This is a genomic window from Paenarthrobacter sp. FR1, assembly GCF_051106045.1.
Taxonomy (GTDB): Bacteria; Actinomycetota; Actinomycetes; order Actinomycetales; family Micrococcaceae; genus Arthrobacter; species Arthrobacter nitroguajacolicus_A.
Map to the genome: position 1 here is coordinate 326,410 of NZ_JBPFSF010000003.1, position 26,743 is coordinate 353,152.

25 protein-coding genes and 1 riboswitch are annotated in these 26,743 nt (G+C 63.3%); of the genes, 1 reads left to right on the forward strand and 24 read right to left on the reverse strand.

Annotated features, from left to right (window positions below; all coding sequences use genetic code 11):
- Nucleotides 1-9: 9 nt before the first annotated feature.
- From ACR30Z_RS08385 to hisI, 10 genes are all read right to left on the reverse strand, one after another.
- Nucleotides 10-1,467: a glutamate synthase subunit beta gene (locus ACR30Z_RS08385; protein WP_144652385.1), complete on the reverse strand. Its 1,458-nt coding sequence runs from the start codon at nucleotides 1,465-1,467 to the stop codon at nucleotides 10-12.
- A complete protein-coding gene (gene gltB, locus ACR30Z_RS08390; protein ID WP_144652386.1) occupies nucleotides 1,460-6,073 on the reverse strand; it encodes a glutamate synthase large subunit in 4,614 nt (1,537 codons plus the stop codon). Before gltB ends, ACR30Z_RS08385 begins: the two co-directional genes overlap by 8 nt.
- Before the next feature lie 259 nt (nucleotides 6,074-6,332).
- The gene (gene lgt / locus ACR30Z_RS08395; RefSeq protein ID WP_434372081.1) at nucleotides 6,333-7,487 is read right to left on the reverse strand and encodes a prolipoprotein diacylglyceryl transferase; all 1,155 of its coding nucleotides are present in this window, start codon (nucleotides 7,485-7,487) and stop codon (nucleotides 6,333-6,335) included.
- 21 nt (nucleotides 7,488-7,508) lie between these two features.
- On the reverse strand, nucleotides 7,509-8,321 hold the full coding sequence (trpA, locus tag ACR30Z_RS08400; RefSeq protein ID WP_144652388.1) for a tryptophan synthase subunit alpha: 813 nt from the start codon (nucleotides 8,319-8,321) through the stop codon (nucleotides 7,509-7,511).
- On the reverse strand, nucleotides 8,321-9,697 hold the full coding sequence (gene trpB, locus ACR30Z_RS08405; RefSeq protein WP_434372083.1) for a tryptophan synthase subunit beta: 1,377 nt from the start codon (nucleotides 9,695-9,697) through the stop codon (nucleotides 8,321-8,323). Before trpB ends, trpA begins: the two co-directional genes overlap by 1 nt.
- A gap of 114 nt (nucleotides 9,698-9,811) precedes the next feature.
- Complete coding sequence (trpC, locus tag ACR30Z_RS08410; protein WP_144652390.1) at nucleotides 9,812-10,630, reverse strand: indole-3-glycerol phosphate synthase TrpC; 819 nt, start codon at nucleotides 10,628-10,630, stop codon at nucleotides 9,812-9,814.
- A 2-nt stretch (nucleotides 10,631-10,632) separates the two neighbouring features.
- The gene (locus ACR30Z_RS08415; RefSeq protein WP_090825336.1) at nucleotides 10,633-10,905 is read right to left on the reverse strand and encodes an HGxxPAAW family protein; all 273 of its coding nucleotides are present in this window, start codon (nucleotides 10,903-10,905) and stop codon (nucleotides 10,633-10,635) included.
- Nucleotides 10,906-11,037: 132 nt separating this feature from the next.
- Nucleotides 11,038-11,637, reverse strand: coding sequence for a Trp biosynthesis-associated membrane protein (locus ACR30Z_RS08420; protein WP_434372086.1), 600 nt, complete (start codon nucleotides 11,635-11,637; stop codon nucleotides 11,038-11,040).
- Nucleotides 11,634-13,217 carry an anthranilate synthase component I gene (locus ACR30Z_RS08425; RefSeq protein ID WP_434372088.1) on the reverse strand — a complete coding sequence of 528 codons (1,584 nt, stop codon included), beginning with the start codon at nucleotides 13,215-13,217 and terminating at the stop codon, nucleotides 11,634-11,636. Before ACR30Z_RS08425 ends, ACR30Z_RS08420 begins: the two co-directional genes overlap by 4 nt.
- Nucleotides 13,218-13,275: 58 nt before the next feature.
- Complete coding sequence (hisI, locus tag ACR30Z_RS08430; protein WP_434372090.1) at nucleotides 13,276-13,692, reverse strand: phosphoribosyl-AMP cyclohydrolase; 417 nt, start codon at nucleotides 13,690-13,692, stop codon at nucleotides 13,276-13,278.
- Nucleotides 13,693-13,781: 89 nt separating this feature from the next.
- Between hisI and ACR30Z_RS08435 the strand changes: the two genes are divergently transcribed.
- Nucleotides 13,782-14,426: a TIGR03085 family metal-binding protein gene (locus tag ACR30Z_RS08435; RefSeq protein ID WP_144652464.1), complete on the forward strand. Its 645-nt coding sequence runs from the start codon at nucleotides 13,782-13,784 to the stop codon at nucleotides 14,424-14,426.
- 71 nt (nucleotides 14,427-14,497) lie between these two features.
- Here ACR30Z_RS08435 and hisF read toward each other — a convergent pair whose 3' ends face one another.
- From hisF to ACR30Z_RS08505, 14 genes are all read right to left on the reverse strand, one after another.
- On the reverse strand, nucleotides 14,498-15,274 hold the full coding sequence (hisF, locus tag ACR30Z_RS08440; protein WP_434372091.1) for an imidazole glycerol phosphate synthase subunit HisF: 777 nt from the start codon (nucleotides 15,272-15,274) through the stop codon (nucleotides 14,498-14,500).
- Nucleotides 15,275-15,321: 47 nt separating this feature from the next.
- A complete protein-coding gene (hisG, locus tag ACR30Z_RS08445; protein ID WP_144652395.1) occupies nucleotides 15,322-16,182 on the reverse strand; it encodes an ATP phosphoribosyltransferase in 861 nt (286 codons plus the stop codon).
- An 84-nt stretch (nucleotides 16,183-16,266) separates the two neighbouring features.
- Entirely contained in the window at nucleotides 16,267-16,530 is a 264-nt protein-coding gene (locus ACR30Z_RS08450) for a phosphoribosyl-ATP diphosphatase (RefSeq protein ID WP_144652396.1), read from the reverse strand.
- A gap of 116 nt (nucleotides 16,531-16,646) precedes the next feature.
- Entirely contained in the window at nucleotides 16,647-17,132 is a 486-nt protein-coding gene (ribH, locus tag ACR30Z_RS08455) for a 6,7-dimethyl-8-ribityllumazine synthase (RefSeq protein WP_144652397.1), read from the reverse strand.
- Between the two features lie 18 nt (nucleotides 17,133-17,150).
- Entirely contained in the window at nucleotides 17,151-17,855 is a 705-nt protein-coding gene (gene ribA / locus ACR30Z_RS08460; RefSeq protein ID WP_144652398.1) for a GTP cyclohydrolase II, read from the reverse strand.
- The gene (ribB, locus tag ACR30Z_RS08465; RefSeq protein ID WP_434372094.1) at nucleotides 17,852-18,544 is read right to left on the reverse strand and encodes a 3,4-dihydroxy-2-butanone-4-phosphate synthase; all 693 of its coding nucleotides are present in this window, start codon (nucleotides 18,542-18,544) and stop codon (nucleotides 17,852-17,854) included. The genes ribA and ribB overlap by 4 nt, the downstream gene beginning before the upstream one ends.
- On the reverse strand, nucleotides 18,541-19,170 hold the full coding sequence (locus ACR30Z_RS08470) for a riboflavin synthase (protein WP_434372095.1): 630 nt from the start codon (nucleotides 19,168-19,170) through the stop codon (nucleotides 18,541-18,543). The genes ribB and ACR30Z_RS08470 overlap by 4 nt, the downstream gene beginning before the upstream one ends.
- Nucleotides 19,170-20,246 (reverse strand): bifunctional diaminohydroxyphosphoribosylaminopyrimidine deaminase/5-amino-6-(5-phosphoribosylamino)uracil reductase RibD, encoded by a 1,077-nt coding sequence (gene ribD, locus ACR30Z_RS08475; RefSeq protein ID WP_434372165.1) that lies wholly within the window; start codon nucleotides 20,244-20,246, stop codon nucleotides 19,170-19,172. Before ribD ends, ACR30Z_RS08470 begins: the two co-directional genes overlap by 1 nt.
- Nucleotides 20,247-20,287: 41 nt before the next feature.
- Nucleotides 20,288-20,980, reverse strand: coding sequence for a nicotinamide riboside transporter PnuC (gene pnuC, locus ACR30Z_RS08480; RefSeq protein ID WP_144652401.1), 693 nt, complete (start codon nucleotides 20,978-20,980; stop codon nucleotides 20,288-20,290).
- Nucleotides 20,981-21,069: 89 nt separating this feature from the next.
- Nucleotides 21,070-21,224: riboswitch (FMN riboswitch) on the reverse strand.
- Between the two features lie 77 nt (nucleotides 21,225-21,301).
- Nucleotides 21,302-21,979: a ribulose-phosphate 3-epimerase gene (gene rpe / locus ACR30Z_RS08485; RefSeq protein ID WP_144652402.1), complete on the reverse strand. Its 678-nt coding sequence runs from the start codon at nucleotides 21,977-21,979 to the stop codon at nucleotides 21,302-21,304.
- 85 nt (nucleotides 21,980-22,064) lie between these two features.
- Entirely contained in the window at nucleotides 22,065-23,615 is a 1,551-nt protein-coding gene (locus ACR30Z_RS08490; protein ID WP_434372097.1) for an RsmB/NOP family class I SAM-dependent RNA methyltransferase, read from the reverse strand.
- Nucleotides 23,612-24,532 (reverse strand): methionyl-tRNA formyltransferase, encoded by a 921-nt coding sequence (gene fmt / locus ACR30Z_RS08495; RefSeq protein ID WP_434372099.1) that lies wholly within the window; start codon nucleotides 24,530-24,532, stop codon nucleotides 23,612-23,614. Before fmt ends, ACR30Z_RS08490 begins: the two co-directional genes overlap by 4 nt.
- Complete coding sequence (gene def / locus ACR30Z_RS08500) at nucleotides 24,529-25,101, reverse strand: peptide deformylase (protein WP_144652405.1); 573 nt, start codon at nucleotides 25,099-25,101, stop codon at nucleotides 24,529-24,531. Before def ends, fmt begins: the two co-directional genes overlap by 4 nt.
- Before the next feature lie 48 nt (nucleotides 25,102-25,149).
- Nucleotides 25,150-26,052 (reverse strand): cytochrome, encoded by a 903-nt coding sequence (locus ACR30Z_RS08505; protein WP_434372100.1) that lies wholly within the window; start codon nucleotides 26,050-26,052, stop codon nucleotides 25,150-25,152.
- Nucleotides 26,053-26,743 lie beyond the last annotated feature (691 nt).

A 26,743-nucleotide genomic window follows, 5' to 3' on the forward strand; every position in this document is an offset into this window, starting at 1 on the left:
CTGCCGGCGCTATAAGACCGCTATCGCCCGGTCGGTGGGGGCGACCGGTGCCGGGAGAATGGTGCTTCCCATCAGGAACTTGTCCACTGCGGCCGCGCAGGCGCGGCCTTCCGCAATGGCCCACACAATCAGTGACTGGCCACGCCCGGCATCGCCGGCAACAAACACGCCCTCGGTGTTCGTCATGTAGTAGCCGTCGCGGGCAACGTTGCCCCGACCGTCGAATTCTGCGCTGACCTGCTCGGTGATTCCAGCCGGCTCGGGGCCGGTGAAGCCGAGGCTCAAGAACACCAGGTCAGCAGGAATAATCCGCTCCGTACCGGCCTTGGGCAGGCGCTTGCCGTCCACGAACTCGGTTTCAGCAACCTTGACTCCGGTGAGCTTGCCGTTTTCACCAACGAACTCAACGGTGGACGCAAGGTATGTACGCTCGCCGCCTTCTTCGTGGGCGCTGGCCATCTCGAAGAGGGTGGGGAAGGTGGGCCACGGCTGATGCGCTGCACGCTCGGCTGGCGGCTGCTTGCCGATCGCGAGCGTGGTCACCGAAGCAGCCTGGTGACGGTGTGCGGTGCCAATGCAGTCAGCACCGGTATCGCCACCACCGAGGATGACAACGTGCTTGCCGCGGGCATCGATGTGGTTCTCGGGGGTCTCCCCCGCCACGACGCGGTTCGCAGGAACCAGGTAGTCCATGGCGAAGTGCACGCCGTCGAGGTCACGGCCGGGGATGGGCAGGTCGCGCGGGACGGTAGCCCCGGTGGCGACCACCACGGCGTCGTAACGCCGACGCAACTGTTCCCAGGTCACGTCCGTACCGACGGCTACTCCGGTGCGGAACCGCGTACCTTCGGCCTTCATCTGCTCCAGGCGGCGGTCAACCTGTTCCTTCTCCATCTTGAAGTCGGGGATGCCGTAGCGGAGCAGGCCGCCGATCTTGTCGTCACGCTCGTACACGGCAACGGTGTGGCCAACACGCGTCAGCTGCTGCGCAACGGCCAGGCCGGCGGGGCCGGAACCGACGACGGCGACCGTCTTGCCGGTGAGGCGCGTCGGCGGAAGGGGCTGGACCCAGTCGTTGTCGAAGGCCTGGTCGATGATGGAGACCTCAACCTGCTTGATGGTCACGGCAGGCTGGTTGATGCCCAGCACGCAGGACGCTTCGCAGGGTGCGGGACACAACCGACCCGTGAATTCCGGGAAGTTGTTCGTTGCGTGAAGACGCTCGATCGCTTCTTCACCCTTGTCCCGCCATACGAGGTCGTTCCACTCGGGAATCAGGTTGCCCAACGGGCAGCCCTGGTGGCAGAACGGAACGCCACAGTCCATGCAGCGTCCTGCCTGGCTTTTCAGGACGCCCTTTTCCTGGGCTTCGTACACTTCTTTCCAGTCCATGATACGGACGGGAACGGGACGGCGTGGCTGCGTCTCGCGCTGCCGGACTTTCAGAAATCCGCGTGGATCAGCCACCGGTTACCTCCAGGATTCGAGACCATACTTCTTCGCCATCGGGGTCAAGGCCCTCTTCGATGGCGTCGAGACGGGTTTGCAGGACTGCGGCGTAGTCGCGCGGCAGCACTTTGGTGATGCGGGCGGCAGTGTCGTCGAAGTTCTCGAGCAGACGGCCGGCCAGGACGGATTCGGTTTCCTCGACGTGCTTGGTGAGCAGGCCGTGGACAATGTCGCGGTCCTCGGCGTCGAGCTCCAGGAGTTGGAGTTCGCCGGTATCGAGGGCTGCTTTGTTGACGCGCTCAGGCTGCAGGTCCAGCACGTATGCCGTACCACCGGACATGCCGGCACCGAAGTTGCGGCCGGTGCGGCCGATGATCAGCGTCTGGCCACCGGTCATGTATTCGCAACCGTGATCGCCAATGCCTTCGACGACGGCAGTCGCCCCGGAGTTGCGGACCAGGAAGCGTTCGCCCACCTGTCCACGGAGGAACATTTCACCGCTGGTGGCACCGTAGCCTATGACGTTGCCGGCGATGACGTTGCGTTCTGCCTGGAACACGTTGGTGCGGTCCGGGCGAACGATGATGCGGCCACCCGAAAGGCCCTTGCCGACGTAGTCGTTGGAGTCCCCAAACATGCGCAGCGTGATGCCGGCGGGCAGGAAGGCACCAAGGGACTGCCCGGCAGTGCCGTTCAGCGTCACGTCAATCGTGTCTGTCGCCAACACATCGGTGCCGAACGTCTTGGTCACCACGTGGCCGAGCATCGTGCCCACGGAACGGTCCGTGTTGATGACATCCAGGGTGATCTTGACGGGCATGCGGTCGCTGAGCGCTTCCTGGGCCATGGTGATCAGTCGCTGGTCAAAGTGCTTGTCCAGCTCGTGGTTCTGGCCGGTCATGTTGCGCAGCGGCACGTCGTCGTCGAATTCCAGGCCGTGCAGGATGGGATCGAGGTCCAGGCCTTCGGCCTTCCAGTGGTCGATCGCCTCACGGGTGTCCAGGACCTCAGCGTGGCCGATGGCCTCTTCCAGGCTGCGGAAACCGAGCTCGGCGAGGATTTCGCGGACTTCTTCTGCGAGGAACTCGAAGAAGTTGACCACGAATTCGGGCTTGCCGTTGAACCGGGAACGGAGTTCGGGGTTCTGCGTGGCAACACCGACAGGGCAGGTATCCAAGTGGCAAACGCGCATCATGATGCAGCCCGAAACCACCAGCGGAGCAGTGGCGAAACCGTACTCTTCTCCACCCAGCAAGGCAGCGATGACCACGTCGCGGCCGGTCTTGAGCTGGCCATCCACCTGAACCACAACACGGTCACGGAGACCGTTCAGCATCAGGGTCTGCTGGGTCTCGGCAAGGCCGAGTTCCCACGGCACACCCGCGTGCTTCAGCGAGTTCAGAGGCGAGGCGCCGGTACCGCCGTCGTGACCTGAAACAAGTACGACGTCGGCCTTCGCCTTGGTGACGCCGGACGCCACCGTGCCGATCCCGACCTCCGAAACCAGCTTCACATGCACTCGGGCCGAAGGGTTGGCGCGTTTGGCATCATAGATGAGCTGCGCGAGGTCTTCGATCGAGTAGATGTCGTGGTGCGGGGGCGGGGAAATGAGTCCAACGCCGGGGGTTGAGTGGCGCGTCCGGGCAACCCAGGGGTAAACCTTCTGGGCCATCAGCTGGCCACCTTCGCCAGGCTTGGCGCCCTGTGCCATCTTGATCTGGATGTCGTCGGCGTTGGTCAGGTAGAGGCTGGTCACACCGAAGCGGCCGGATGCGATCTGCTTGATCGCGGAACGGCGCTCCGGATCCAGCAGGCGGTCCACGTCCTCGCCACCTTCACCGGTGTTGGACTTGGCGCCCAGGCGGTTCATGGCGATTGCGAGTGTCTCGTGCGCTTCCTTGGAGATGGAGCCATAGCTCATGGCACCCGTGGAGAAACGCTTGACGATGCTGGAAACGGGTTCCACTTCTTCGAGCGGAACAGCCGGACGGACATCGTTCTTGAACTTGAGGAGACCGCGGAGGGTCATCAGGTTCTCGGACTGGTCGTCAATGCCCTTGGTGTAGGACTTGAAGATGTCATAGCGGCGTTCGCGGGTGGCGTGCTGCAGGCGGAACACCGTCTCCGGGTTGAAGAGGTGGGGTTCGCCATCACGACGCCACTGGTACTCGCCGCCGCCGAGCAGCGGCTGGTGCGGGTGTTCGATGCCACCTTCCGGGTATGCCATCTGGTGCCGGGCTGAAACCTCGGCTGCGATGACGTCCAAGCCAACGCCGCCCAGCTGGGAATGCGTTCCGGAGAAGAATTCGTCCACGAGTTCCTGCGACAGGCCAAGTGCTTCGAACGTCTGGGCACCCGTGTACGAAGCCACAGTGGAGATACCCATCTTGGACATGATCTTCAGGACGCCCTTGCCCAGGCCCTTGATGAGGTTGTAGACGCCGTCTTCCGGAGTCACACCCACAACGTCGCCGTTGGAGATCAGCTGTTCCACCGACTCCATGGCAAGGTACGGGTTCACGGCCGAAGCGCCGTAACCGATAAGTACTGCCACGTGGTGCGTCTCGCGGACGTCGCCGGCCTCCACCACAAGTGCGGTCTTGGTGCGGTTGGCGCTGCGGAGCAAGTGGTGGTGGACTGCACTGACAAGGAGCAGCGAAGGAATCGGCGCCCACTGGGCGTTCGAGTCACGGTCGGACAACACAACGTACTGCACGCCACGGTTGATCGCACCGGAAACCTGCTCGCAGATCTCGGTCAGGCGGGCACGCAGTGCCGCTTCCCCACCTTCGGGGCGGTATAGGCCACGGACCTTCATGGCGATGCGGTCGCCGTCGGGGCTTTCGATATTCGCGATCTTGGCGAGCTGGTCGTTGTTGATCACGGGGAACGGCAGCGAGATCTGCGGCTGCCGGACCTGCTTGCCGTCCAGCAGGTTACCGTTCGGACCAATCGCGCACTTCAGCGAGGTAACCAGCTCTTCGCGGATGGCATCCAACGGCGGGTTGGTGACCTGGGCGAAGGACTGCACGAAGTAGTCAAACAACAAGCGCGGACGCTTGGAGAGCACGGCAACGGGAGTGTCTGAACCCATGGCACCCAGGGGCTCGGCACCGGTGCGGGACATCGGGCCAAGCAGGATCTTCAGCTCTTCGGTGGTGTAACCGAAAGTGCGCTGACGGATGTTCACGGAGGCAGCCGTGTGGACCACGTGCTCGCGTTCGGGGAGCTCGTTGATGTCGATCAGGTTGTCCTTGAGCCACTCAGCCCAGGGATTGGCGGCGGCGACCTCGGCCTTGACCTCGGCGTCGTCAATGATGCGGCCGGCCTCAGTGTCCACCAGGAACATCTTGCCGGGAGCTACGCGTCCCTTCTTGACCACGTTGGAAGGCTCAACCTCGATCACGCCGACTTCGGAGGCGAAGATGATCAGGCCGTCTTCGGTGATCCAGTAGCGTCCCGGGCGCAGGCCATTGCGGTCCAACGTTGCACCAACGAGGTTGCCGTCGGTGAAGGAGACAGCAGCAGGACCGTCCCACGGCTCCATGAGCAGTGAGTGGTACTCGTAGAACGCGCGGCGGGCGGGATCCATGGTGGCGTGGTTCTCCCACGCTTCCGGGATCATCATCATGATGGAGTGCGTGATGGGGCGGCCGGAGAGCCACAGGAGCTCGGCTACTTCGTCGAACGAAGCGGAGTCCGAGGCACCCGGGGTGCAGATCGGGTACAGCTCCTCGGGCACGGAACCCAGCAGAGGGCTGGCAAGCTGCGACTGGCGCGCACGCATCCAGTTGCGGTTTCCCTTGACCGTGTTGATTTCACCGTTGTGCGCGATGGTGCGGAAAGGCTGCGCCAATGGCCACGACGGGAACGTGTTGGTGGAGAAGCGCGAGTGCACAATGGCGAGTTTCGTCTTGAAGCGCTTGTCCGAAAGGTCCGGGTAGAACGGCTCAAGCTGGGCCGTGGTCAGCATGCCCTTGTACACAATGGTGCGCGAGGACAGCGACGGGAAGTACACGCCGAACTTGTTCTGGGCGCGCTTGCGGATTCGCCAGGCACGGGAATCCAGCTCATTGTGTTCGAGCTGCTCGCCGGTGGCCGAAGCAAAGAAGGGCTGCGCGAAGTACGGCATGCAAGCCCGCGCCATGGCGCCAACGAGGTCGGCCACGACGGGCACTTCACGCCAGCCGAGGACTGTGAGGCCCTCGTCGGCAGCAAGCGCCTCAATGCCGGCCTTCGCGTTGTCTGCTTCGCGGGATTCAGCAGGCAGGAAGGCAGTGCCCACAACGTACTGTCCGGGGGCAGGCAGTTCAAATTCGGTGACGGCCCTGAAGAACTCGTCCGGAACCTGCATGAGCAGGCCCGCACCGTCGCCGGTACCTTCGTCGGCGCCCACGGCGCCGCGGTGTTCGAGATTGCGGAGGGCGGTCAGTGCCGCTTCCACGATGTCGTATCCCGGTTCCCCGCGGAGCGTGGCAATAATAGCCAAGCCGCAGGCGTCCTTCTCCTTATCAGGGTTGTAAAGACCCTGGGCCTCCGGGAGCGCGGCAAAGCGCTTGAACGGAGACATGGCACCCTGAGGTTCGATATTTTCGGACCAACCGGGGTTATGAAGATGGGTCATGGGAGACGTCCTTCCTCGAGATCGTGCGTATGGAAGGGACAACGTTGGCCCCACCTTGCCTGCCCTGTGACGGGCACAACAAAGCGCTAGTTATTGGAATTGTAGGCCAGCCGATCCAGCGCAACGAACAGTTACGCAGACCTCTGGCCCCGGCTTGACCAGTGAACATCGGTATGCTGCGATCCGGTTTCCGGGGTGCCACGACGCTGTGGACTGGGCCCTACGAGCGGTGACTCTGTTGCCCCTGAACCGACGGCGACTACTTGGTGTCGTCTGCCTTCGGCGAGGATCCGGGGGCCTTCCTCGCGGCAGTCGCAGCAGGTGTGGAATCCGCGGCGGACGTGGTGTCCTTCGTAGAATCCCCTGCTGCATCCTGCGGCTCGTCAACGTGGCCCGGATCGCTTTGGTTATCTGGGAGATTACCACGCGAACCAGTATCTGAGACAGATGCGTCCACATCATGACTGGTGACGCTCGTCACCGCAGAGGGGTCGTTTTCGGCCTTCTCTTCTGGCTCCCGGCCCGGCAAATATGGGGTGTCGGGCACCGGCCGGCCACGTCGGCCGAGGGCGAAGAAGATCGCCAGTGCCACGATGAAGACCAAGATGCTGGTCCACACGTTGAGCCTGGTGGTGATGCCGAACAGGGTGATTTGCTCTGCGTCATCAATGCGGAGAGCCTCGATCCAAACACGGCCAAGGGTGTAGTACACGGCGTACAGCCAGAACAAGCGACCCCAACGGAAGCTGAACTTCTTGTCCAGCAGCAAGAGGATGGCGACGCCAACCAGGTTCCACACCATCTCGTAAAGGAACGTCGGGTGGAAGAGGGTGCCCGCAGCCATGTCGGCCGGGAAATTGGCATTGGCAGGATCAATCTCCAGGCCCCACGGCAAGGTGGTGGGCGCACCGAAGAGCTCTTGGTTGAACCAGTTGCCCAGGCGGCCGATGGCCTGCGCCAGCAGGAGGCCGGGCGCTGCTGCGTCCAGGAACGCCGTCAGCTTGACGCCTGCGCGCCGGCAGCCAATCCAAGCACCCACGGCGCCGAGGATCACCGCACCCCAGATGCCAAGCCCGCCACGCTGAATCTGCGGAATCAGCGAGAGGTCTCCCGTGCCGTCGAAGCCAGGACCGAAGTAGGCGTCGGGAGACGAGAACACGTGGTAAAGGCGTCCACCGATGATGCCGAACGGGATCGCCCAGATGGCAATGTCCCACAGGCTTCCTTCAGGGGCGCCCCTGCGCTTCCATCGGGCCGAGGTCAACCAAAGGCCCACGATGATGCCCGCCAGGATGCAGAGAGCGTAGGCGTGGATACGCAACGTCCCCCACGGCAGCGGAATGTCGAAACCGGACCACGACGGGCTCGGGATACTCAGGGGGACCATTGCCGCTGCGTGGAGGACGGTCTGCATTCGCTTCGCTGTTTCCTTTTCCTAGGCTTCTGCAGCTGCGCGGCCCAGGCCGGCGCTGAGGTTCTTGGTGAGTTGCCCGACGGCGTCCACGCCGCCGTCGCGGAGGGCCGCCACCAGGGCGGTGCCAACGATGACGCCGTCGGCATAGGCGGCGATTTCACGGACGTGGTCCGGGTTGGAGACACCCAAACCAACACAGACCCGCTCCGCTCCGGCTGCATGGGCGCGGGCGACGACGTCTTCCGCGCTGCTGCTGACCGAAGTGCGTGTTCCGGTGACGCCCATGATCGAGACCGCGTAGACGAATCCGCGGCTGGCCTTGACTGTCATGTCGAGGCGTTCGGGAGTCGATGAGGGTGCCACGAGGAACACCCGGTCCAGTCCGTACTTGTCCGAGGCTTCAAACCATTCTGAGGCTTCGTCCGGAATGAGGTCCGGCGTAATGAGCCCTGCTCCCCCGGCTTCGGCCAGGCGGCGGGAGAACTCGTCAACGCCCATCCGCATGACCGGGTTCCAGTACGTCATCACCAAGACCGCGGCGTCAGTTGCAGCGGTAATCCCGGCAACGACGTCGAAAACGTCCGCAACGCGGAAGCCATTGGAGATGGCTTCGGTGGTGGCGGCCTGGATGACGGGGCCGTCCATCACAGGATCCGAGTAAGGGATGCCGATTTCGATGAGGTCAGCGCCGTTGCGGGCCAGCGCAATACCGGCCTCGATGCTCTCCCGTACCGTCGGGTAACCCGCAGGCAGGTAGCCCACCAGGGCTGCGCGGCCTTCGGACTTGGCCCGGTCAATGGCGGCAGCGGATTTGCTGGCGAATTGTTCAGTCATCACTTCTGGTCCTCGTTGACGTCCGCGGTTGCTTCGGACGTACGGTCTGTGGGTCCCTTGGGCTTGCGTGTGGACAACGTGGTGCCCCTGACGTGCCCTTCCTCGTCCAACATGTTGAACCAGGCGGCAGCCGTCTCAACATCCTTATCGCCACGCCCGGACAGATTGACGATCACGGAGACGTCGGAGGGCGTTTCCTTGCCTGCTGTGAGGCGCTGGCCAATCTTGATGGCACCAGCCAAGGCGTGCGAGGACTCAATGGCAGGAATAATGCCCTCGGTCCGGCACAGGAGGCTGAACGCGTCCATGGCTTCGGTGTCGGTGACGGCCTCATAGGTGACCCGCCCGATGTCCGCAAGGTACGAGTGCTCGGGCCCAACACTGGGGTAGTCCAAACCGGCCGAGATTGAGTGGGACTCGATGGTCTGACCATCTTCATCCTGCATGAGGTACGAACGGGCGCCGTGCAGTACGCCCGGGCGGCCCAGGGAGATGGCTGCAGCATGCCGGCCGGTCTCTACGCCTTCGCCGCCGGCCTCAAAGCCATAGATCTTTACAGACGCGTCATCCAGGAACGCGTGGAACAAGCCAATGGCGTTCGAGCCGCCACCGATGCATGCACAGATAGCGTCCGGAAGCTTTCCGGTCTGCTCCAGGATCTGGCCGCGGGCTTCCTCACCAATGACTTCATGGAAGTAACGGACCATGGCGGGGAAAGGATGCGCGCCGGCGGCGGTGCCCAGCAGGTAATGCGTGTGCTCCACGTTGGAAACCCAGTCACGAAGGGCGTCGTTGATGGCGTCCTTCAACGTTTGGGAACCGTTGGTCACAGGGACCACTGTGGCCCCAAGCAGCTGCATGCGGGCCACGTTCAGCGCCTGGCGGCGGCAGTCCTCAGCGCCCATGTAGACCACGCACTCGAGGCCCAACAGGGCGGCGGCGGTAGCACTGGCCACGCCGTGCTGTCCGGCGCCCGTCTCAGCGATAACGCGGGTCTTGCCCATGCGTTTCGCCAGAAGGGCTTGGCCCAGTACGTTGTTGATCTTGTGGGAACCGGTGTGGTTGAGGTCCTCCCGCTTAAGGAAGATGCGTGCCCCACCGGCGTGCTCCGAGAAGCGCTTGGCCTCCGTGAGCAAGGACGGCCTGCCCGAGTAGTTCTTGTTGAGGTCCTTCAGCTGCGCGATAAAATCGGGATCAGCCTTGGCTTTCTCAAAGGTGTCCTGGACTTCATCGAGGGCGGCGATGAGGGATTCAGGCATCCAGCGTCCGCCATAGCTGCCAAAGTAGGGCCCGGAGGCGTTACGCAGCGAAGGGCCCCCTTGCAGGAATGCGTCGGCCGCATTCTCTTCTGAGCCGGCTGTTGGCGCGTCGACCATCAGTCTCACCGTCCTGTTCCAGATAGTTCTTTGGGTAGTTCCACGTGCCACAAGGCAGCCGCGGGCGCTTGCCCGGGCTGCCTTATGACTATTCGCCGTGATTCAGTTACTGCCTCAGTTCCTGACGGCGATGGCTGCAGCTCCAGCTGCCTTGAATTCGGTAATACGTTCGCGTGGGGTGGAGTCGCTGACCAGCGCCTCCCCCACCAGGATGGCGTTGGCACCACCCGCTGCGTAATGCGATACGTCCTCTGGACCCCTGACACCCGATTCCGCGACGATGACGGACCCAGCCGGAATCAATCCCGCCAAAGACCCGAAAACCGAGCGGTCGACGTCGAGCGTCTTAAGGTTGCGGACGTTGATGCCAACAATCTTGGCCTTCGCCGCAACGGCGCGCTCAATTTCTTCTTCGGTGTGGGTTTCCACCAGGACGTTCATGCCGAGCTCGTGACTCAGTGCGCTGAACTCGGCAAGCTCGGAGTCGGACAAGGCCGCCACGATGAGCAGGATGAGGTCGGCACCGTGGGCACGGGCTTCCCAGATCTGGTACTCGTCAACGGTGAAGTCCTTGCGCAGCAGGGGAACGTCGACGGCGGCACGAACAGCATCGAGATCGGCCAGCGACCCGCCGAAACGGCGCTGTTCTGTGAGGACGCTGATGACGGATGCTCCGCCGTCGGCGTACTGCACCGCAAGCGACGCGGGGTCGGCGATCGGCGCGAGGTCGCCCTTGGAGGGGCTGCGCCGCTTGATTTCCGCGATGACCTTGAGGTCGTTGCGCACGGAGGAGGGACCGCCCAAGGCGGCCCAGGCATCACGGGCGGGAGCGGAACCTGCGGCGCGCTCCTTCAGCTCGACGAGGGACACGAGCCGGCGGCGGGCGTCCATCTCCTCCTTGACGCCAACAATGATGTCATCAAGAACGGTCACGATTAGTGGCCGTTGTTCTGCAGCTTGCTGCCGCCAACTCCGTAGCCCGCCTTGCGCATTACCAAGCCCACGATGAGGCCGATGACCATGACAACCAGCCCGCCAACAAAGATGGGCGTGCTGGCGATGACGAAAGCGATGGAGGAAATCAGGGCGCCAACCAGCATCACAATCACGCAGGTCCAGGCAGCCGGGCTATTACCGTGGCCAATGGCGTCAGCGTGGCTGGCCATGGTGGATTCAGCTTGGTTTGCGGACACTGTGGTTTTGCTCATGTGGAATCTCCTCAGGATGAATACTGCTTACATTCTGCCATTTATTGACGCCGTCCGGGACATCGTCCGACGTCAGGACCGGCCGGGGCGCTTTTGTTGCGCCGGACCGGCCCGAAAGCCCGATTTTCGCTGCTAGGTAGGGTCTTCACCACGCGACAGTCTGTCCCAGCTGTCAATCTCGTCCACGGGTTCGTTGCCCTGTTTCCTGGCAGCAGCGTCGTACTTGGTGCGTGACTTCCAGTGGCGCCCGGCGAACGGCAACAGGACTGCGCAGACGGCCAACAGGACGCCTGCGCAGACGGCGATGATGGGGAAAGCCGTCGCAGCCACGTTCGCCTGGCCTCCGGAGATGCCAGTGGCTGCGGCAATGGAACCCTGTGCAGCACCAAGCGGATCACCCAGCACCGTAATGGCCGCCAGGATGATCCCTACGGCAGTCAGGGCGATGATGGCCGCAATGATCCACCGTGCGATCTTCCCGGCGATGGAGGCGGCCAAGCCGCCGGCCAAGGCAACCAGCGCCAGGGCGGTGACGGCAGTGGCGGCTTTGCTGCCTTGGACGTGGAGGTTGCTGTTGGAGGCACCGGTGGGGTCCAATTGCACCTCGATCCACGTCTGGGTGGTGGTTCCAAAGACCACCAGCGCAAGGACCGCCGTGGCCAGGATCAGGGTGGACTTGCGCGCCCACCGTGGCGGCTTCGTGCTGGTTGGAGCGGAAGAGGCCGTGCTCATGGGGCTGAAGTCCCGCCGTCGACAATTCCTGCATCCCGCACTGTTTCACCGGAAATGTTCTGCAGTGAACCGGCAGTGTGGACCGCCCGCAGGGGTGCCGCAGCCTTGTTCACTGTTTCCAAGGCCTCGGAAGGCTTATGCGAATCGGCTACGATTCCACCTCCGGCTTGAACGTAGGCGCGGCCCTCCCGGAGCAGGGCGGACCGGATGGCAATGGCCATGTCCATATCGCCGGCGAAGTCCAGGTAACCCACCACACCGCCGTAGATTCCGCGACGGTGTGGTTCGAGTTCGTCGAGGAGGCGCAAAGCACGCGGTTTGGGCGCTCCGGAGAGCGTGCCTGCAGGGAACGTGGCCTTCAGGACGTCGTAGGCCTTGGCCTGGGGGGCGAGCTCGCCCACCACCGTGGAAACGAGGTGCATGATGTGGCTAAACCGCTCCACCTCCATGAACTGGGTGACGTCGACGGTACCGGCCACGCACACCTTGGAGAGGTCGTTGCGGGACAGGTCAACCAGCATCAGGTGCTCGGCACGCTCCTTTTGGTCTGCCAGAAGTTCCGTGGCCAGCGCTTTGTCCGCCTCCACGGTCTTCCCACGAGGACGCGATCCGGCGATCGGGTGCGTGATGACTTCCTCGCCGGTCACCGTGACCAGGGCCTCCGGCGATGAACCCACGATCGAATACTCGCGGCCGTCCGCATCTTGCAGGCTGAAGAGGTACATGTACGGACTGGGGTTGGTGTTGCGCAGTACGCGATAGACATCCAGGGGATCCGCTGCACACTCCATTTCGAAGCGTCGGGAGATCACCACTTGGAAAACTTCACCGTCCACGATTGCTTCTTTGCCGCGGTCGATCGCTTCCAGGTATTTGGCCTCGTCCCAACGCTCCTGCACGCTGGAGGCGAAGTCCAGAGCGGCCGTCTCCAGCACGGACACCGGTTGGGCAACCGGTGTGCTGACCTGGTCCAGCAAGCCTTTCACCCGGGCCACGGCGTCGTGCCACGCATCGTCCACGCGGTCGGAACTGTCATCGAAGTTGATCGCGTTGGCAATCAGGAGGACGGTTCCATCCACATTGTCGTGGACTGCCATGTCGGTCACCAGGTTCAGCGCCATCTCGGGCAACTGCAGGTCATCCTCGGGCGGAGACGTGAGCCGCTCCCAGTGACGAACGGCTTCCCACCCAAGGAAGCCCACCAGGCCGGAAGTGAACGGCGGGAGCCCCTCGAAGCGGTCCGTCTGCAGAGCGGCAATAGTGTCGCGGACCGCTTCCACCGGGTTACCGGATACCGGCACACCGACAGGTGGTTCGCCGACCCAGTGTGCCTGGCCTTCCTTGGTTGTCAGCGTGGCGCGCGACTTGGAACCGATGAAGGAATAGCGGGACCACGCACCCCCAACCGCTGCTGATTCCAGGAGGAACGTCCCTGGCTGCCCCTTGGCCAGCTTCCGGTAGAGGCCGATGGGAGTCTCGGCGTCTGCGAGGACTTTGAGGCGCACGGGGATGACACGGCTGTGGACGGCGAGTTCGCGGAACTCTTCCAGGCCCGGGCTGATGATTCCAAGGTCCTGCATGGCTATAGTTCTCCGCCTTTGGTCTGAGGTGGTGCGTCAGTGGAAAGTGGTGGATGCCTTAGTCGCGGTGGCCCGTAACGACACTGAAGTCTCGACCATCGAAGCAGGTCCGGGTTCCGGTGTGGCAGGCTGCGCCGATCTGGTCCACGCGGATCAGGAGGGCATCGCCGTCGCAGTCCAGGGCGACAGACTTCACGAACTGTACGTGTCCGGAGGTGTCGCCCTTACGCCAGTACTTCTGGCGGGAGCGGGAGTAGAACGTGACGCGCCCGGAGGTCATGGTGCGGTGCAGCGCTTCGTCGTCCATCCAGCCGAGCATCAGGACCTCGTTGGTGTCGTGCTGCTGGACGATAGCGGCAACGAGGCCGGCGGCGTCACGCTTGAGGGCGTTTGCGATCTCCTGCGGCAAGGGACCTGCGGGGTCGCTGGAAAGCTCCGGGGCAGGAGTTGGGCTGGGGGCGGACTGCTCTGACATCGGATTAAGTCTAGTGCCTTTGGCGGGAGCCGGATTCTGCGGCGGTTCCACTGCGCAAGAGTGGCCTGATCGTGCTAGTTTCACAAGTGATGCATTTCGTCGATCCCTCCCGAGAAGTACTGGCCGAAACCCTGCTGGCGGCCGGGCCTGACTCCCCCACGCTCTGCGAAGGGTGGCAGACACGGGACCTCGCTGCGCACTTGTATCTTCGCGAACGGAAAATCGCGGTGGGCCTGGGGCTCCTGATCCCCAGCTTGGGCAAGGCGTCCGAGAAGGCAACGTCCAAGCTCGCAGCCAAGCTGAAGAACACGGACGCCTACGCCGATCTCGTGAAAACTTTCCGCGCGGGACCTCCAGCCTTATCTCCTTTGAAGATCAAAGCCCTGGATGAGACGTCCAACCTCATCGAGTATTTTGTGCACACCGAAGACATCCGCCGCGCCGGTGATCGTTGGGCGCCCCGAGCACTCGACGAAGCCTATTCGGACGCACTCTGGGACGAACTGATCAAGCGCGCGGCCTTCCTGTACCGCGGAGTGGATCTCGGCATCGTCCTGGTACGGCCTACCGGCCCCCGGCATGTCGCCAAGCGCGCTCCAGTTTCCGTGGCCATCGTTGGCGAGCCGGGCGAACTGCTCATGCATGCGCATGGCCGCACCAGTCAGGCCCTGGTCACTTTCGAAGGCCAGCCGGACGCCGTCGCACTTCTGCAGTCCGCAGACATCGGCCTCTAACCACCCACAGGACATAACAGGAATGGAGGGTCACCCTGCGGTGACCCTCCATTGCTGTTTGAACGCTCAGACTAGCGGACCTCGAAACCTGCCGCACGGATCGCTCCCTTGACCTGGGCGATCATATCGTCCGGACCGAAGTGGAACACAGAGGCTGCCAGCACGGCGTCCGCGCCGGCTTCAACAGCTGGCGGGAAATGCGCAGGCACCCCGGCACCGCCCGAGGCGATGATCGGGATGTTCACGGCTGCGCGAACCAGGCGGATCAGCTCAAGGTCGAAACCGTCCTTGGTACCGTCGGCGTCAATCGAGTTGAGCAGGATTTCTCCCACTCCCCTGTCTGCGGCTTCTTTGGCCCAGGCGACGGCATCGATTCCGGTGCCGGTGCGGCCTCCGTGGGTGGTTACTTCAAAACCGGACGACGTCGGGACGTCACCTTCGCGGGTGCGGCGGGCATCCACGGAGAGCACCAGTACCTGCGAGCCGAAGTGGCGGGTGATTTCGTCAATCACGTCCGGCCGTGCGACTGCCGCAGTATTGATGGATGCCTTGTCTGCACCGAAGCGCAGGAGCTTGTCCACCTCCGCCACACCGCGGACGCCACCGCCCACGGTCAGCGGAATAAACACTTCTTCGGCAGTGCGACGGACAACATCGAAGGTGGTTTCGCGGTTACCCGAGGACGCAGTGACGTCGAGGAACGTCAGTTCGTCCGCCCCGCCATTGTCATACCGGTGCGCGAGCTCCACCGGATCGCCGGCGTCCCGAAGGCCTTCGAAATTAACGCCTTTGACGACGCGGCCTGCGTCTACGTCCAGGCAAGGAATGACGCGTACGGCTACAGCCATGTGCTGCTCCTAGATTCTGCTGGGCTCTGCTTGATCGATGTCCGGGATCAGATGCGGCAGGCGTGGATGCTGCTGACCAGGATGGCGCGTGCTCCGAGGTCGTAGAGTTCGTCCATGATGCGGTTGGTTTCCTTCTTGGGAACCATGGACCGTACGGCAACCCACTCGGAATCCCGGAGCGGCGATACAGTGGGAGATTCAAGGCCTGGGGTCAACGCGGCGGCGTCTTCAACGAGGTCCTTACGGATGTCGTAGTCCATCAGCACGTACTGGCGCGCCACGAGGACACCCTGCAGGCGGCGAATCAGGATCTCGATTTCCTTGGCTGTTCCGTTGGCAGCACCACCGGAACCGGAGCGGCGGATCAGCACGGCCTCGGACTTCAGGATGGGATCGCCGAAGATTTCCATGCCGGCGGCCTTGAGCGTATTACCGGTCTCCACGACGTCGGCGATCGCGTCCGCGACGCCGAGACGTACAGAGGATTCCACCGCGCCATCAAGGCGGACAACCTTGGCGTTGACGCCGCGCTCTTGGAGGTAGTCGCGCAGGAGACCGTCGTAGCTGGTGGCCAGGCGCTTGCCTTCGAGCTGCTCGACGCCGGTGAAGTCGCCCACGGGGCCAGCGAACCGGAATGTCGAGGGGGCAAATCCCAGGGGAAGCAGTTCTTCGGCTTCCACCTTTGCGTCAAGGAGGAGGTCCCGGCCGGTGATGCCGACATCCAGGGTGCCCTGGCCTACGTAAACAGCAATGTCGCGGGGACGGAGGAAGAAGAACTCGATGTCGTTGTCGGGATCAACCATCACCAGCTCACGCGAATCGCGGCGCTGGCGGTAACCGGCCTCGGACAGCATTGCCGAGGCGGCTTCGGACAGGGATCCCTTGTTGGGGACTGCTACACGGAGCATTGGGGAGACTTTCTTTTTGGAATGGAGGTTTCAGGCACATCGGCCACGCGTTTGGCTTCGCCCCGGGAGGGCGAAGTGGCGTGGCTAGAGATGCTTGTAAACGTCTTCCAGGCTGAGGCCCTTGGCGAGCATGAGGACCTGCAGGTGGTACAGCAACTGGGAGATTTCCTCAGCAGCGGCCTCGTCCGATTCGTACTCCGCGGCCATCCAGACTTCGGCGGCCTCTTCGACCACCTTCTTGCCGATGCCGTGGATTCCGGAGTCCAGTTCGGTCACCGTGCGCGAACCTGCCGGGCGGGTCGCTGCTTTCTCACTCAGTTCTGCGAACAGCGTCTCGAAATTCTTCACGCCCTCCAGACTACTTGCTCCGGGGCTGGTGCCGCTTGTTGGGGCGCTGCATGACGGAAGGGATGTGAGTGAAGACACACTCACATCCCTTCCGGCACCCGCTGAGGGCAATACGCCTAGCTGAATTGCTTGAGGGTCACCGCCGTGGCAAGGGCGGCCGTTACGGCTTCGTGGCCCTTGTCTTCCTGGGAACCGGGAAGGCCGGCACGGTCAAGACCTTGCTGTTCGGTGTCGCAGGTGAGTACGCCGAAGCCAACCGGCACGCCGGTGCGGACGCTGACATCGGTGAGTCCCGACGTCGCGGCCTGGCAGACGTAGTCGAAGTGCGGCGTGCCGCCACGGATCACGACGCCGAGCGCAACCACGGCGTCAAAGTGCGGTGCCAGCCGCGCTGCCGCGACCGGGAGTTCGAAGCTTCCCGGAACACGCAGCAAGGTGGGCTCAGCGATGCCGGCTTCTTTGGCCGCGCGAAGGGCACCGTCTACCAGTCCGTCCATGATCTGGGTATGCCAACTGGCCGCCACGATGGCGAGCTTCAGCTGCGAGGTTTCCTCGGGGTTGAGTGTGGTGAGGTCGATGGTGGGCGCGCCGTGTCCGCTCATGGTGTGCTGTGAATCCGTTCAGTCTTGGTTGGTGTCAAAGGTGTGCGTTGAAGGTGTCTTACCGTTGCTGACGGGCTCGACGTCAAGTGTCAGCCGGTGGTCCATCCGGTCCTTCTTGGTCTGCAGGTAGCGCAGGTTCTGTTCGCGTGAGGGCACCTCGGTGGGCACCATTTCCACGACGGTCACGCCGGCCTTGTCCAGGCGGTGCTGCTTGTCCGGGTTGTTGCTCAGCAACCGGACCTCGTGGAGGCCCATCTCGGCGAGGATTTGTCCCGCCGCAGTGTAGGACCGGGCATCAACCGGCAAGCCAAGCTGCTCGTTGGCTTCGACGGTATCGAACCCGGCTTCCTGCAAGGCATAGGCCTTGATTTTGTTGGCCAGTCCGATGCCGCGTCCTTCCTGTCCACGCAGGTAAAGCAGCGTTCCACCCTCTTCGTGGATGAGTTCCAAGGCGAACGCGAGTTGTTCGCCGCAATCGCAACGATAGGAACCGAAAACATCGCCTGTCAGGCACTCCGAGTGAAGGCGGACCAGCGGCGCACGTCCACCTTTGGGAGGGTTCGGCGAGCTGACGGCAAGATGTTCAACGCCGGTGACGTGGTCCGTCCAGGCCTGCGCCACAAAGTCGCCAAAGGCAGTGGGCAGTTGGACGATCGGCCCACCGCTTACCGGGTGTGGCGAGGGGTCCGTGTGGTCGCCACTGCGTGTTGTCGATGCGGTCATCGCTTCTCCTCGTCTGCCCGTGAAATATGTCCCGCCTGGGACTCTACCGCTTCAACGTATGACACCAGGTCCTCGATGGAGATGAGGGGGCATCCGTGTTCTGCGGCAAACCCTCGCAGGCTGTCCAAGCGCATCATTTCACCGTCGTCATGTACCAACTCTGCGATCACACCCACCGGGGCAAGCCCGGCAAGACGACACAAGTCCACGGCAGCTTCCGTGTGTCCCGGACGTTCACGCACTCCACCCTTAACGGCCCGCAACGGAAAAATATGCCCGGGCCGCGTAATGGAGGCCGGAGTGCTGCTCGGATCAGCCAGGATGCGGGCCGTCAAAGCACGGTCCGTTGCCGAAATGCCGGTGCTGACCCCCATCGCGGCGTCGCAGGAAACAGTGTAGGCAGTTCCCTTGGCGTCCTCGTTGATCTCCACCATGGGCGGCAGGACGAGGGCGTCCGCCCGTTCCCCTTCCAACGGGACGCAGATGACGCCGGATGAATACCGGATGGTCCATCCCATGAGGGCGGGGGTGGCGTGCTGGGCGGCGAAGATGATGTCGCCCTCGTTTTCACGGTCCTCGTTGTCCACAACAATCACGGCCTGGCCCGCAGCCATCGCGGCGATGGCCGTTTCCACGGGATCGAGTCCGGTACGCCGCACGGGGGCAGACGTCTTGGCCGGGGCGCTCATCGCTTTGCCCCCTGCGTCGGCGCGAACGACAAAAGCCGCTCGGTGTATTTGGCCAGCACATCCACTTCCAGGTTGACGCGGCCTCCTACGGCCTTGGCTCCCAGCCCGGTTTCTTCCAGGGTGGTGGGAATCAGGCCCACTTCGAACCATGGCTCCGCTTCGGCAGCTGCACTGACGGCAGTCACCGTCAGCGAAACACCGTCGACGGCGATCGATCCTTTCTCGGCAATGTAACGTGCCAGCGGGGCCGGGACGCCAAACCGCAGGCGGTCCCAGTTGCCCAGCGGCTCGCGCTCCAGCAACTCGCCCACGCCGTCCACGTGCCCTTGGACCACATGGCCGTCAAGGCGTCCACCGGCAGGAACACAGCGTTCCAGGTTCACCGTGTCTCCTGGCGCCAGTTCCCCAATGGTGGTGCGGATGAGGGTTTCGCCCATGACATCGACGCTGAAATCCTGGCCTTTGATCTGCGTAGCTGTCAGGCAAACTCCGTTGACTGCGATGGATCCGCCCAGAGCCAGGTCGCCTGTGGTGGTTGGGGCTTTCAAGCGCAGGGTCGCGCTGGCACTGCCGTCATGTTCAATGCCCAGCACAGTGCCTTGTTCTGCAACGATTCCGGTAAACATCAGTGTCCTCCTGTGACATATTCCGCAGCTTCACTGCGCGGAATCGAATTTTTGGTGGTGCTGGCGGCGGTCCTTGTGGACCGCAAGTGCAGCCGAAGGTCGTTTCCGAGGGTCTGGACCGCGCCGCCGCCCGCCTCGTCCCAGGACCAGTGCTGGGCATCGGCCAAGGTGGTGATCCCCAGGTCATTGAGGGCGGGCGTTCCGGAGCCAAGGAGCGTGGGTGCCAGGTAAATAATCAGTTCATCCACCAGCTCGGCGGCCAGGAAGGTACTCAAGATGCTCGAGCCACCCTCCACCATCACGTGGCGGACTCCTTCATCGAAGAGCCTGCTGAGGGCTTCCACCGGGTCCCTTGTGGGAAGGTGCACGAAGCGCCCGTCAGCCGCACGCACGGCTGCGTCTTCGGGTACATCCCTCAGGCCCATGACTGCCCGAAGTGGCTGGCGTTCGGAGAGTTCACCGTCAGGTGTGCGGGCCGTAAGCCGGGGGTCGTCGATGAGGACCGTCCCCGTCCCCACCAGGATCGCGTCGATAAGTCGGCGCAACCCATGATTGTCCGCCAGCGATTCCGGGCTGGAAATCCACTGGCTGCTGCCGTCTGCAGCGGCTATCCGGCTGTCCAGCGTCTGTGCGATGTGCAAGGTGACGAAGGGGCGTTTGGAGGCAACGGCGTCGAACCACTCGCGGTTGAGGTCCAGCGACTCGGCAAGCGCCAGCCCGGACCGGACCTCAACGCCCGCCTCGCGGAGGGTACGGGCGCCGCCCGCGGCAGGATCGTGGGGATCGTCGACGGCGTAAATCACCTTTGCGATTCCGGCTTCAATGATGGCCTGCGCGCAGGGACCGGTGCGGCCCACGTGGTTGCACGGCTCAAGTGTGACCACCATGGTGGTCCCACTGGTGTCGATACCCTGCCGACGGGCCTCAAGGATCGCGTCGGCTTCGGCATGGGCGGTTCCCGCGCCGCGATGGTAGCCGGTGGCAAGTCGCTCGCCTTCCGGGCTGAGGATCACTGCACCAACCAATGGATTCGCACCGCGGGGACCAGCCAGCGCGGCCGCCAGCGCTGCGTCCATGGCGGTGCTTTCCGCGCTGGTGAAGACAACGTCTGAAATGCTCACTGGGCAGCTCCCACGGGAACGGCTGCTGGCTTGGGGCGGTCACGTTCACGCTTTTCCGCCCGCCACCACACGAAGAATCCAGTGAGGGTGAAGAAGCCGTAGAACAAGTACATGACGGCGCTGGCATAGTAGCCGGCACTGAAGAGGAGGGGGACACCCACGATGTCCACGGCAACCCAGATCAGCCAAAACTCGGTCCATCCACGAGCCATCCCGTAGGTAGCCAGGAGCGATCCCATGAAAGTCCAGGCGTCAGCCCAGACGGGTGGGTAGGAGCCAAGGGAGTCGAACACCGGTGTCAACGCCGCGGTGCCTGCCACCATCGCACCAATCAGGGCAATGCGGACCTTGTTGCTGGCCCAGCCCGGGACAATCGCTCGTCCTTGGGTGCTGGATTGCCTTCCTTGCTGCCAGCGGTACCAGCCATAGACTGCGACCGCTATGAACATGACCTGCCGTGCGGCCTGGCCCCACAGCGTAGCCGGAGCGGCCGCGCCAAAAACGTTGCCGAGGAAGACCGTCAGCAGCAGGATGTTGCCGAGGATACCGATCGGCCATGCCCAGACTTTTCGGCGCATGCCGCCGAGGGCGCTGAGGAGCCCAAAGATGTTTCCAAGCACTTCGCGTAAGACAAGAGCAGATCCTCCAACGGGGATCTGTGCTTCGAAGAGCCATCGCAGAAAGTCCATGCCGTTCCTTCCCAGTAAGCCGCGATGACTCCGGGGGTGTACGACAGCGCAATACCGGGCGTCGCTCAAGGAACGCCCACGGCATGACTGTACGTGCTTCTCCCATCCAGACTTTAACTGTCGGTACCGGAATTCCACCGGTTCAACCGTCTGCCACCGAATCCCAATCACTTGGAACCCACTGGCGCGCGGGTCGCGGACTATAACCGCCGGTTCGGACTTACACCGACCCCGGAGCACGTATGTGTGTTGTTATTCTGCCACAACCACCCTGATGGCCGGGCTATTCCCGGCCATCTTCGTAACATGTGGTGACGGTCGTCAGGCTTTCGTCGAAGCAGCAGCCGCCTGACCCGCAGCGCGGAGCAGGTCAATCGCCACTGCGGGATCCTCGTGCCCGTAAACTGCCGAACCTGCAACGAAAACGTTCGCACCGGCCTCTGCCGCCCGAACAATGGTTTCTTCGGTGATTCCGCCATCCACTTGGATGGCCACTCCAATACCCGAACCTTCGATTGCTGCCCGGGCCCGCCGGATCTTGGGCAACGTGATGTCCAGGAACGACTGTCCACCGAAGCCGGGCTCCACCGTCATGATCAACAGCATGTCCAACTCACTGAGCATGTCCAAGAAGGGCTCCACCGGGGTGGCAGGGCGCAACGCCATGCCGGCCTTTGAGCCACGGGCCCGCAGTTCGCGAGCCAGTTTGACCGGAGCCATGGCAGCTTCAGCATGGAACGTCACCGACGCGACTCCTGCGTCCGCGTAGGCAGGAGCCCATCGATCGGCGTCGGAAATCATCAAGTGGGCGTCCAAAGGGATGGGACTGACAGCCTGAATCCGCTGCACCACCGGTAAGCCGAGGGTCAGGTTGGGCACAAAATGGTTGTCCATGACGTCCACATGGACGGCGTCGGCGTTGCTGATCCGCTGTAGCTCCGCCTCAAGGTTGACGAAGTCCGCGGACAGGATGCTCGGGTTGATACAGCACTGAGACAAGGCAGCCCCTTCGGGTGAGTGGTTGTCGAGGGAGTGCTGCGGCGGCCGGGCGTAGGGCCCCACCTGCTGCAGCCGGTGTTTGCGGTTACGCCTTCTTACGGATGATTGCCATGAACATGGCGTCCGTTTGATGGACGTGGGGCCAAAGCTGGGCCGTGAGTTCGTGACCGGCGCCCAGGTTGCCGGTGAGGCTGACATGGTCCAGTGCCTGTCCGGCGTCGAGCAGTTCCAGGTCGTCACGCTTGCCGAGCACGTCACCCACAACAGCGGTGGTTTCAGCCGGATGCGGCGAGCACGTCACATAAGCCACTACACCGCCGGGTTTAACGGCGTCAATGGCGGACTTCAACAGCTCGCGCTGCAAGGGACCGAGGTCGCCGATGTCCTTGGGTGAGCGGCGCCAGCGAGACTCCGGCCGCCTGCGCAAGGCACCGAGACCACTGCACGGGACGTCCACCAGGACACGATCAAAAGTCTCAGGCTGTTCAGCGCCGACTTCGCGCCCATCACCGGTCCGCACAGTCCAGGAATCGTGAGGAACAGCAGAGAGCGCCTGCTGAACCAGCTTGGCCCGGTGAGGTGCGGGCTCGTTGGCCAGGAGGGTGGCCCCCTCGCGATGTGCCAGCGCGGCCAGGAGCGCAGCTTTGCCGCCGGGGCCAGCACACAGGTCCAGCCACTTTTCACGTTGGCCTGGAGACCCCGCCAACTCGACGCCGGCCAAAGCACGTGCCACCAACTGTGATCCGACATCCTGGACACGGGTAGTGCCGCGGCGGACCGACTCAAAACGGCCGAGGTCGCCGCCGGCAGAGAGGGCTGAATCTTCCACCAATTCACCAGCGGTGGCACCATTGTCAAAGGCTTCATCCAAGTTGCCCAAGCCCGGCAAGGCCACGAGGTTAACCACCGGCGCGGCGTTGTCGGCCTCCAGGAGATCGTTGATCTCGGTCTTGGGCCGACCATGGTTCACCAGCGATTGGCGCAAGGCCCGGACAATCCACTCCGGGTGGGCATGGCGCAGGGCAGCAATTCTAGTCTCGTCCGTTTCCTGGTCCAGCAGGATGTCCAACCACTCGTCCATGCTGTGGGCAGTGACTTTGCGGAGCACGGCGTTGATAAGGGCCGACGGTCCGGCCCCAATGACCGCCCGCGCCAGGCCGACCGTCTGGTCCAAGGCGGCGTGGGCGGGAACGCGCGTCGATAGGAGCTGGTGGGCACCGATCCTCAAGGCATCCAGGATCGCTGGATCCAACTGCTCGAGGGGACGGTCCACACAGCGGGCCAGGATGGCATCGTAGGTGCCCTGACCGCGCAGGGCGCCGTAGCTCAGCTCAGTGGCGAATCCGGCATCGCGCCGATCGAGGCGGTGTTCGCGGATGCGTGCTGGAAGGACAAGGTTAGCGTAGGCGTCCTCGGAAGCGACGGCGCGGAGCACTTCAAAAGCAACCAACCGCGCTGGGTCAGCACGGCGTGTGCGCTGCGACGGGGCGTTATTGGAGAAGCCCCTTTGGGGCCCCCTGTTCCGCTCCCGCCCTTGGGCGTTGCGTCTGCTCTGCCCCCCGGCACCACGGTTTCCTTGCCCTCCGCCGTCCCGGCTCCCGCTGTTGTTGGGGCCTCGACGGCCGGACTCACTCATTCGAATACCACTCTCTCAGGCGATGCCAAGCCGCGGGCCCAATCGGCCGACGACATCATTTTCTTGCCGGCCGGCTGAATTCGGCCAAGCTCCACGGCGTGGGAACCAGTGCCCACGAGTACGGATTTACCATCCACCCGGATGGCTCCTGGTGCGAGATCCTTGACCTCGGGCCTCAGCTTCACAGGTTCAAGCTTTACCCGTTGGCCCTCCAACATGGTCCATGCCCCGGGCTCCGGGGTGACTCCACGTGCACGGCGGTTCAAGGCGAGCGCTGGCAGCTGCCAGTCCAAGCGCCCGTCGTCCAGAGTCAGTTTGGGAGCCAATGACACCTCCCCTGCTTGCGGCTGCGGAGCAGCTTGTCCGGCGTCGATGGCGGAAAGGGTCTGGCTCAGCAGTACAGCCCCGCTGATGGACAGCCGCTCAAGCAGGTCACCGGCGGTGTCTTCCGGGCGGACAGTTTCGGTGAGCGTTCCAAACACGGGGCCGGTATCAAGGCCTTCCTCGAGCTGGAACGTGGCGGCGCCGGTGATGTCATCCCCGGCTATGATGGAGCGCTGAACAGGGGCCGCGCCCCTCCAGGCGGGCAAAAGTGAGAAATGCAGGTTGACCCAACCATGAGTGGGGACACCAAGGGCGGCGCGCGGAACAATGCCGCCGTAAGCAACGATGGCCGCTACATCCGGCGAGTACTCCGCGATGCGCGCCGTGGTGGCGGCGTCAACCTTGGCCGCTCGAATGACCTCGATGCCCAACTCTTCGGCGCGGGCCGCTACAGGAGAGGGAGTCATGACACGCTTGCGGCCCAATGGCGCGTCCGGTCGGGTGAGGACGGCGACGACGTCAAAGCCGGCCTTAACCACCGCGTCCAGAGAGGGTACGGCGACGGCGGGGGTTCCTGCGAAGAGTACCCTCACTCGGGAACCCCGAAACTGCCGCCACCGAAGCTGGAGCCCACAGTGTTGGCTCGCTTGGACGTGGTCTGTTCGGTGATGGCGTGGTAATTGGCGTTGCGGATGGCGCGAAGGGCGGCTTTACGGTCCTCGCCTTCCAACCTGTCCGTGTACAGCACACCGTCAAGGTGGTCCGTTTCATGCTGGAAGCAGCGGGCCAGCATGCCTTCGGCCTCCACCGAGACCGGGTTGCCGTTAAGGTCCACGCCGGTTGCGCGTGTAGACCTGTACCGGCGCACGGGAAAACCAAGACCTGGAATAGAGAGGCACCCCTCGACTTCGTCAGGCTGGAAGTCCTCGCTGTTTTCCAGGACGGGGTTGATGATGTGGCCTTCCACTCCCCCGATGCGGTACGTAAATACTCTTTGGCTGACGCCCACCTGCGGCGCGGCCAGGCCAGCGCCCTCCACGTCCTCCATGGTTTCAGTCATGTCGGCTACCAGCTTGGCGAGCTCCGGACCGAAGTCAGTGACGGGGTCGGCCACGGTGCGAAGCACCGGATCCCCGATGATTCGGATACTCAAAATTGCCATGTGCTGTCAGTCCTCACGATCGTCAAACTGGTCCGTGCGTTGCGGAGCCTAAGCCAGTTTAGTTGAGGTCATCGCACTGCCGGTGTTTGTGGGAGCAGCACCGGCCGTCGCGAACACGGGCGGGGCGATCGGCAGCAGCGCTTGCCCTGCCGCAGTGACGTCCGCCGACATTTCCCATACCCGCCGCAAGGCACAGAACTTCCACCAATGGTGTTTAAGGATCTCCGGGTTGGCCCGCTGCGGACGGACTTCCGTCTCACCGATGGCAACCGCAAGCAGCATGGGGTTGTCCCCGTACTTCCACGCTTCCCATTCGCCGGCCACGGGATCCACCAGGCTCTCCTCGGCTTTCATGCCTGCCACCAGCTGCATGACCACTTTGTCGTCCAGTGCCTTGACTGTGCCGTCCCGCGTGGTGCCTTTGGTCTTGTAGTCGATGAGGCAGATGCGCCCGTTGATTCGGGCCACGAGGTCAAGTGTTCCGGCATAACCAACGGTCTTGTTCCAGACGGTGATTTCCGGGGCCAGTGGCTCCACCTGGTAAAGCTCCCACCACTCGTCGAAGCGGGCGGCAAAGGCCTGCTCGCCGTTGGCTGCGAGCTCGTCCCGGCATTCCTGCATTCGGTGCGGACGTCCGAGCGCGCGCAAGGCTACCTGCTCGCAGTAGGTGTGGACGCGATCACCGCGGGCCGCAGCTTGGTCCCGGTAAACTTCAGCGGCCTTGGATGCTTTGTTGATGGCTTGGCGGGTCTTGGCTGGACTTCCAAGGATCGCTGGAAGCTCGGGATCAGCGGCCAAGCTGCTCGCGCCCATGTAACTGAACCAACCGTCCAAGGCGTGGGCCTGTTGTCCGATCACTGTGGTGATGGATGGCACGGAGAAGTGTTCTGTGGTGGAGCGGGCGTACATCCGGCCGTAATCAGTAGCGTGGGCAAGCAGTGGAGCAGTCATACAAAGACTTTGTCACAGAGGGCCGACAGAATTCTCCCGCGCGAAGATCATCGTCAGCTGCTCCGGGGATAGCCGGGCCAGCTTTCGCGCCAGGATAGGGGCAGTCGAGGAAAGATCCCCAAAGGACGGGACTGGTGCCTCGGCGGATGGGGGGCGCTCAGGTTCTGCTTGCTCACGCATATAGGGAATGTGCTTCGTGCGCCTCCTTCGTGACGCAGAAAGACCAAACGAAGCACGGAAGTGTTGGCTCGAATTTCACTCCTTTGGGACAGGGCGCCCGGGCCCGGTGCGATCGGAACGCTCGGCGAAGCGGGCTACGGATTCTGTTTGGCGCTCTGGGCGCCGCTGTTTATGTTGGCTGCGCCCGTCGGACTCTTGCTGCCTCCAACCGGCGACTCGCAATATTCCTTGCCATCATCACGATCATCAACTCGGTCCTGCTGGTTGCAGGCGGTTCAGCCTGAACCCAGGCCGGGGCGGTTGCCTGCAGCCCGATGCGCAGGTGTCCGTGCATGCTCGTTTTCGATGTCGATCACGCAGTCCAGCCCTGAAGCTCAGTGTCTCAGTGTCTCAGTGGAGAGGATTGCTTCACTTCGCCCGGAAGTAAGTCCGCCCGGTCCACAACGGGAGCGCGGAGGGGGCCATACATCAAGCCTCCCTTTGGGGGCCTCCTGCTCTTGACGAGCGAGGA

What these genes read in the sequence shown, in the direction of transcription:
- pnuC (WP_144652401.1), bottom strand. Translation starts at nt 20,980, where the DNA reads ATGGACTTTCTGCGATGGCTCTTCGAAGCACAGATCCCCGTTGGAGGA.
- ACR30Z_RS08505 (WP_434372100.1), bottom strand. Translation starts at nt 26,052, where the DNA reads ATGACTGCTCCACTGCTTGCCCACGCTACTGATTACGGCCGGATGTAC.
- lgt (WP_434372081.1), bottom strand. Translation starts at nt 7,487, where the DNA reads ATGCAGACCGTCCTCCACGCAGCGGCAATGGTCCCCCTGAGTATCCCG.
- ACR30Z_RS08435 (WP_144652464.1), top strand. Translation starts at nt 13,782, where the DNA reads ATGCATTTCGTCGATCCCTCCCGAGAAGTACTGGCCGAAACCCTGCTG.
- trpA (WP_144652388.1), bottom strand. Translation starts at nt 8,321, where the DNA reads ATGACTGAACAATTCGCCAGCAAATCCGCTGCCGCCATTGACCGGGCC.
- trpB (WP_434372083.1), bottom strand. Translation starts at nt 9,697, where the DNA reads ATGGTCGACGCGCCAACAGCCGGCTCAGAAGAGAATGCGGCCGACGCA.
- ribH (WP_144652397.1), bottom strand. Translation starts at nt 17,132, where the DNA reads ATGAGCGGACACGGCGCGCCCACCATCGACCTCACCACACTCAACCCC.
- ACR30Z_RS08470 (WP_434372095.1), bottom strand. Translation starts at nt 19,170, where the DNA reads ATGTTTACCGGAATCGTTGCAGAACAAGGCACTGTGCTGGGCATTGAA.
- ribA (WP_144652398.1), bottom strand. Translation starts at nt 17,855, where the DNA reads ATGACCGCATCGACAACACGCAGTGGCGACCACACGGACCCCTCGCCA.
- ribD (WP_434372165.1), bottom strand. Translation starts at nt 20,246, where the DNA reads ATGGACGCAGCGCTGGCGGCCGCGCTGGCTGGTCCCCGCGGTGCGAAT.
- def (WP_144652405.1), bottom strand. Translation starts at nt 25,101, where the DNA reads ATGGCAATTTTGAGTATCCGAATCATCGGGGATCCGGTGCTTCGCACC.
- hisI (WP_434372090.1), bottom strand. Translation starts at nt 13,692, where the DNA reads ATGTCAGAGCAGTCCGCCCCCAGCCCAACTCCTGCCCCGGAGCTTTCC.
- hisG (WP_144652395.1), bottom strand. Translation starts at nt 16,182, where the DNA reads ATGCTCCGTGTAGCAGTCCCCAACAAGGGATCCCTGTCCGAAGCCGCC.
- ACR30Z_RS08420 (WP_434372086.1), bottom strand. Translation starts at nt 11,637, where the DNA reads ATGAGCACGGCCTCTTCCGCTCCAACCAGCACGAAGCCGCCACGGTGG.
- ACR30Z_RS08425 (WP_434372088.1), bottom strand. Translation starts at nt 13,217, where the DNA reads ATGCAGGACCTTGGAATCATCAGCCCGGGCCTGGAAGAGTTCCGCGAA.
- ACR30Z_RS08490 (WP_434372097.1), bottom strand. Translation starts at nt 23,615, where the DNA reads ATGAGTGAGTCCGGCCGTCGAGGCCCCAACAACAGCGGGAGCCGGGAC.
- gltB (WP_144652386.1), bottom strand. Translation starts at nt 6,073, where the DNA reads ATGACCCATCTTCATAACCCCGGTTGGTCCGAAAATATCGAACCTCAG.
- ribB (WP_434372094.1), bottom strand. Translation starts at nt 18,544, where the DNA reads ATGAGCGCCCCGGCCAAGACGTCTGCCCCCGTGCGGCGTACCGGACTC.
- ACR30Z_RS08415 (WP_090825336.1), bottom strand. Translation starts at nt 10,905, where the DNA reads ATGAGCAAAACCACAGTGTCCGCAAACCAAGCTGAATCCACCATGGCC.
- hisF (WP_434372091.1), bottom strand. Translation starts at nt 15,274, where the DNA reads ATGGCTGTAGCCGTACGCGTCATTCCTTGCCTGGACGTAGACGCAGGC.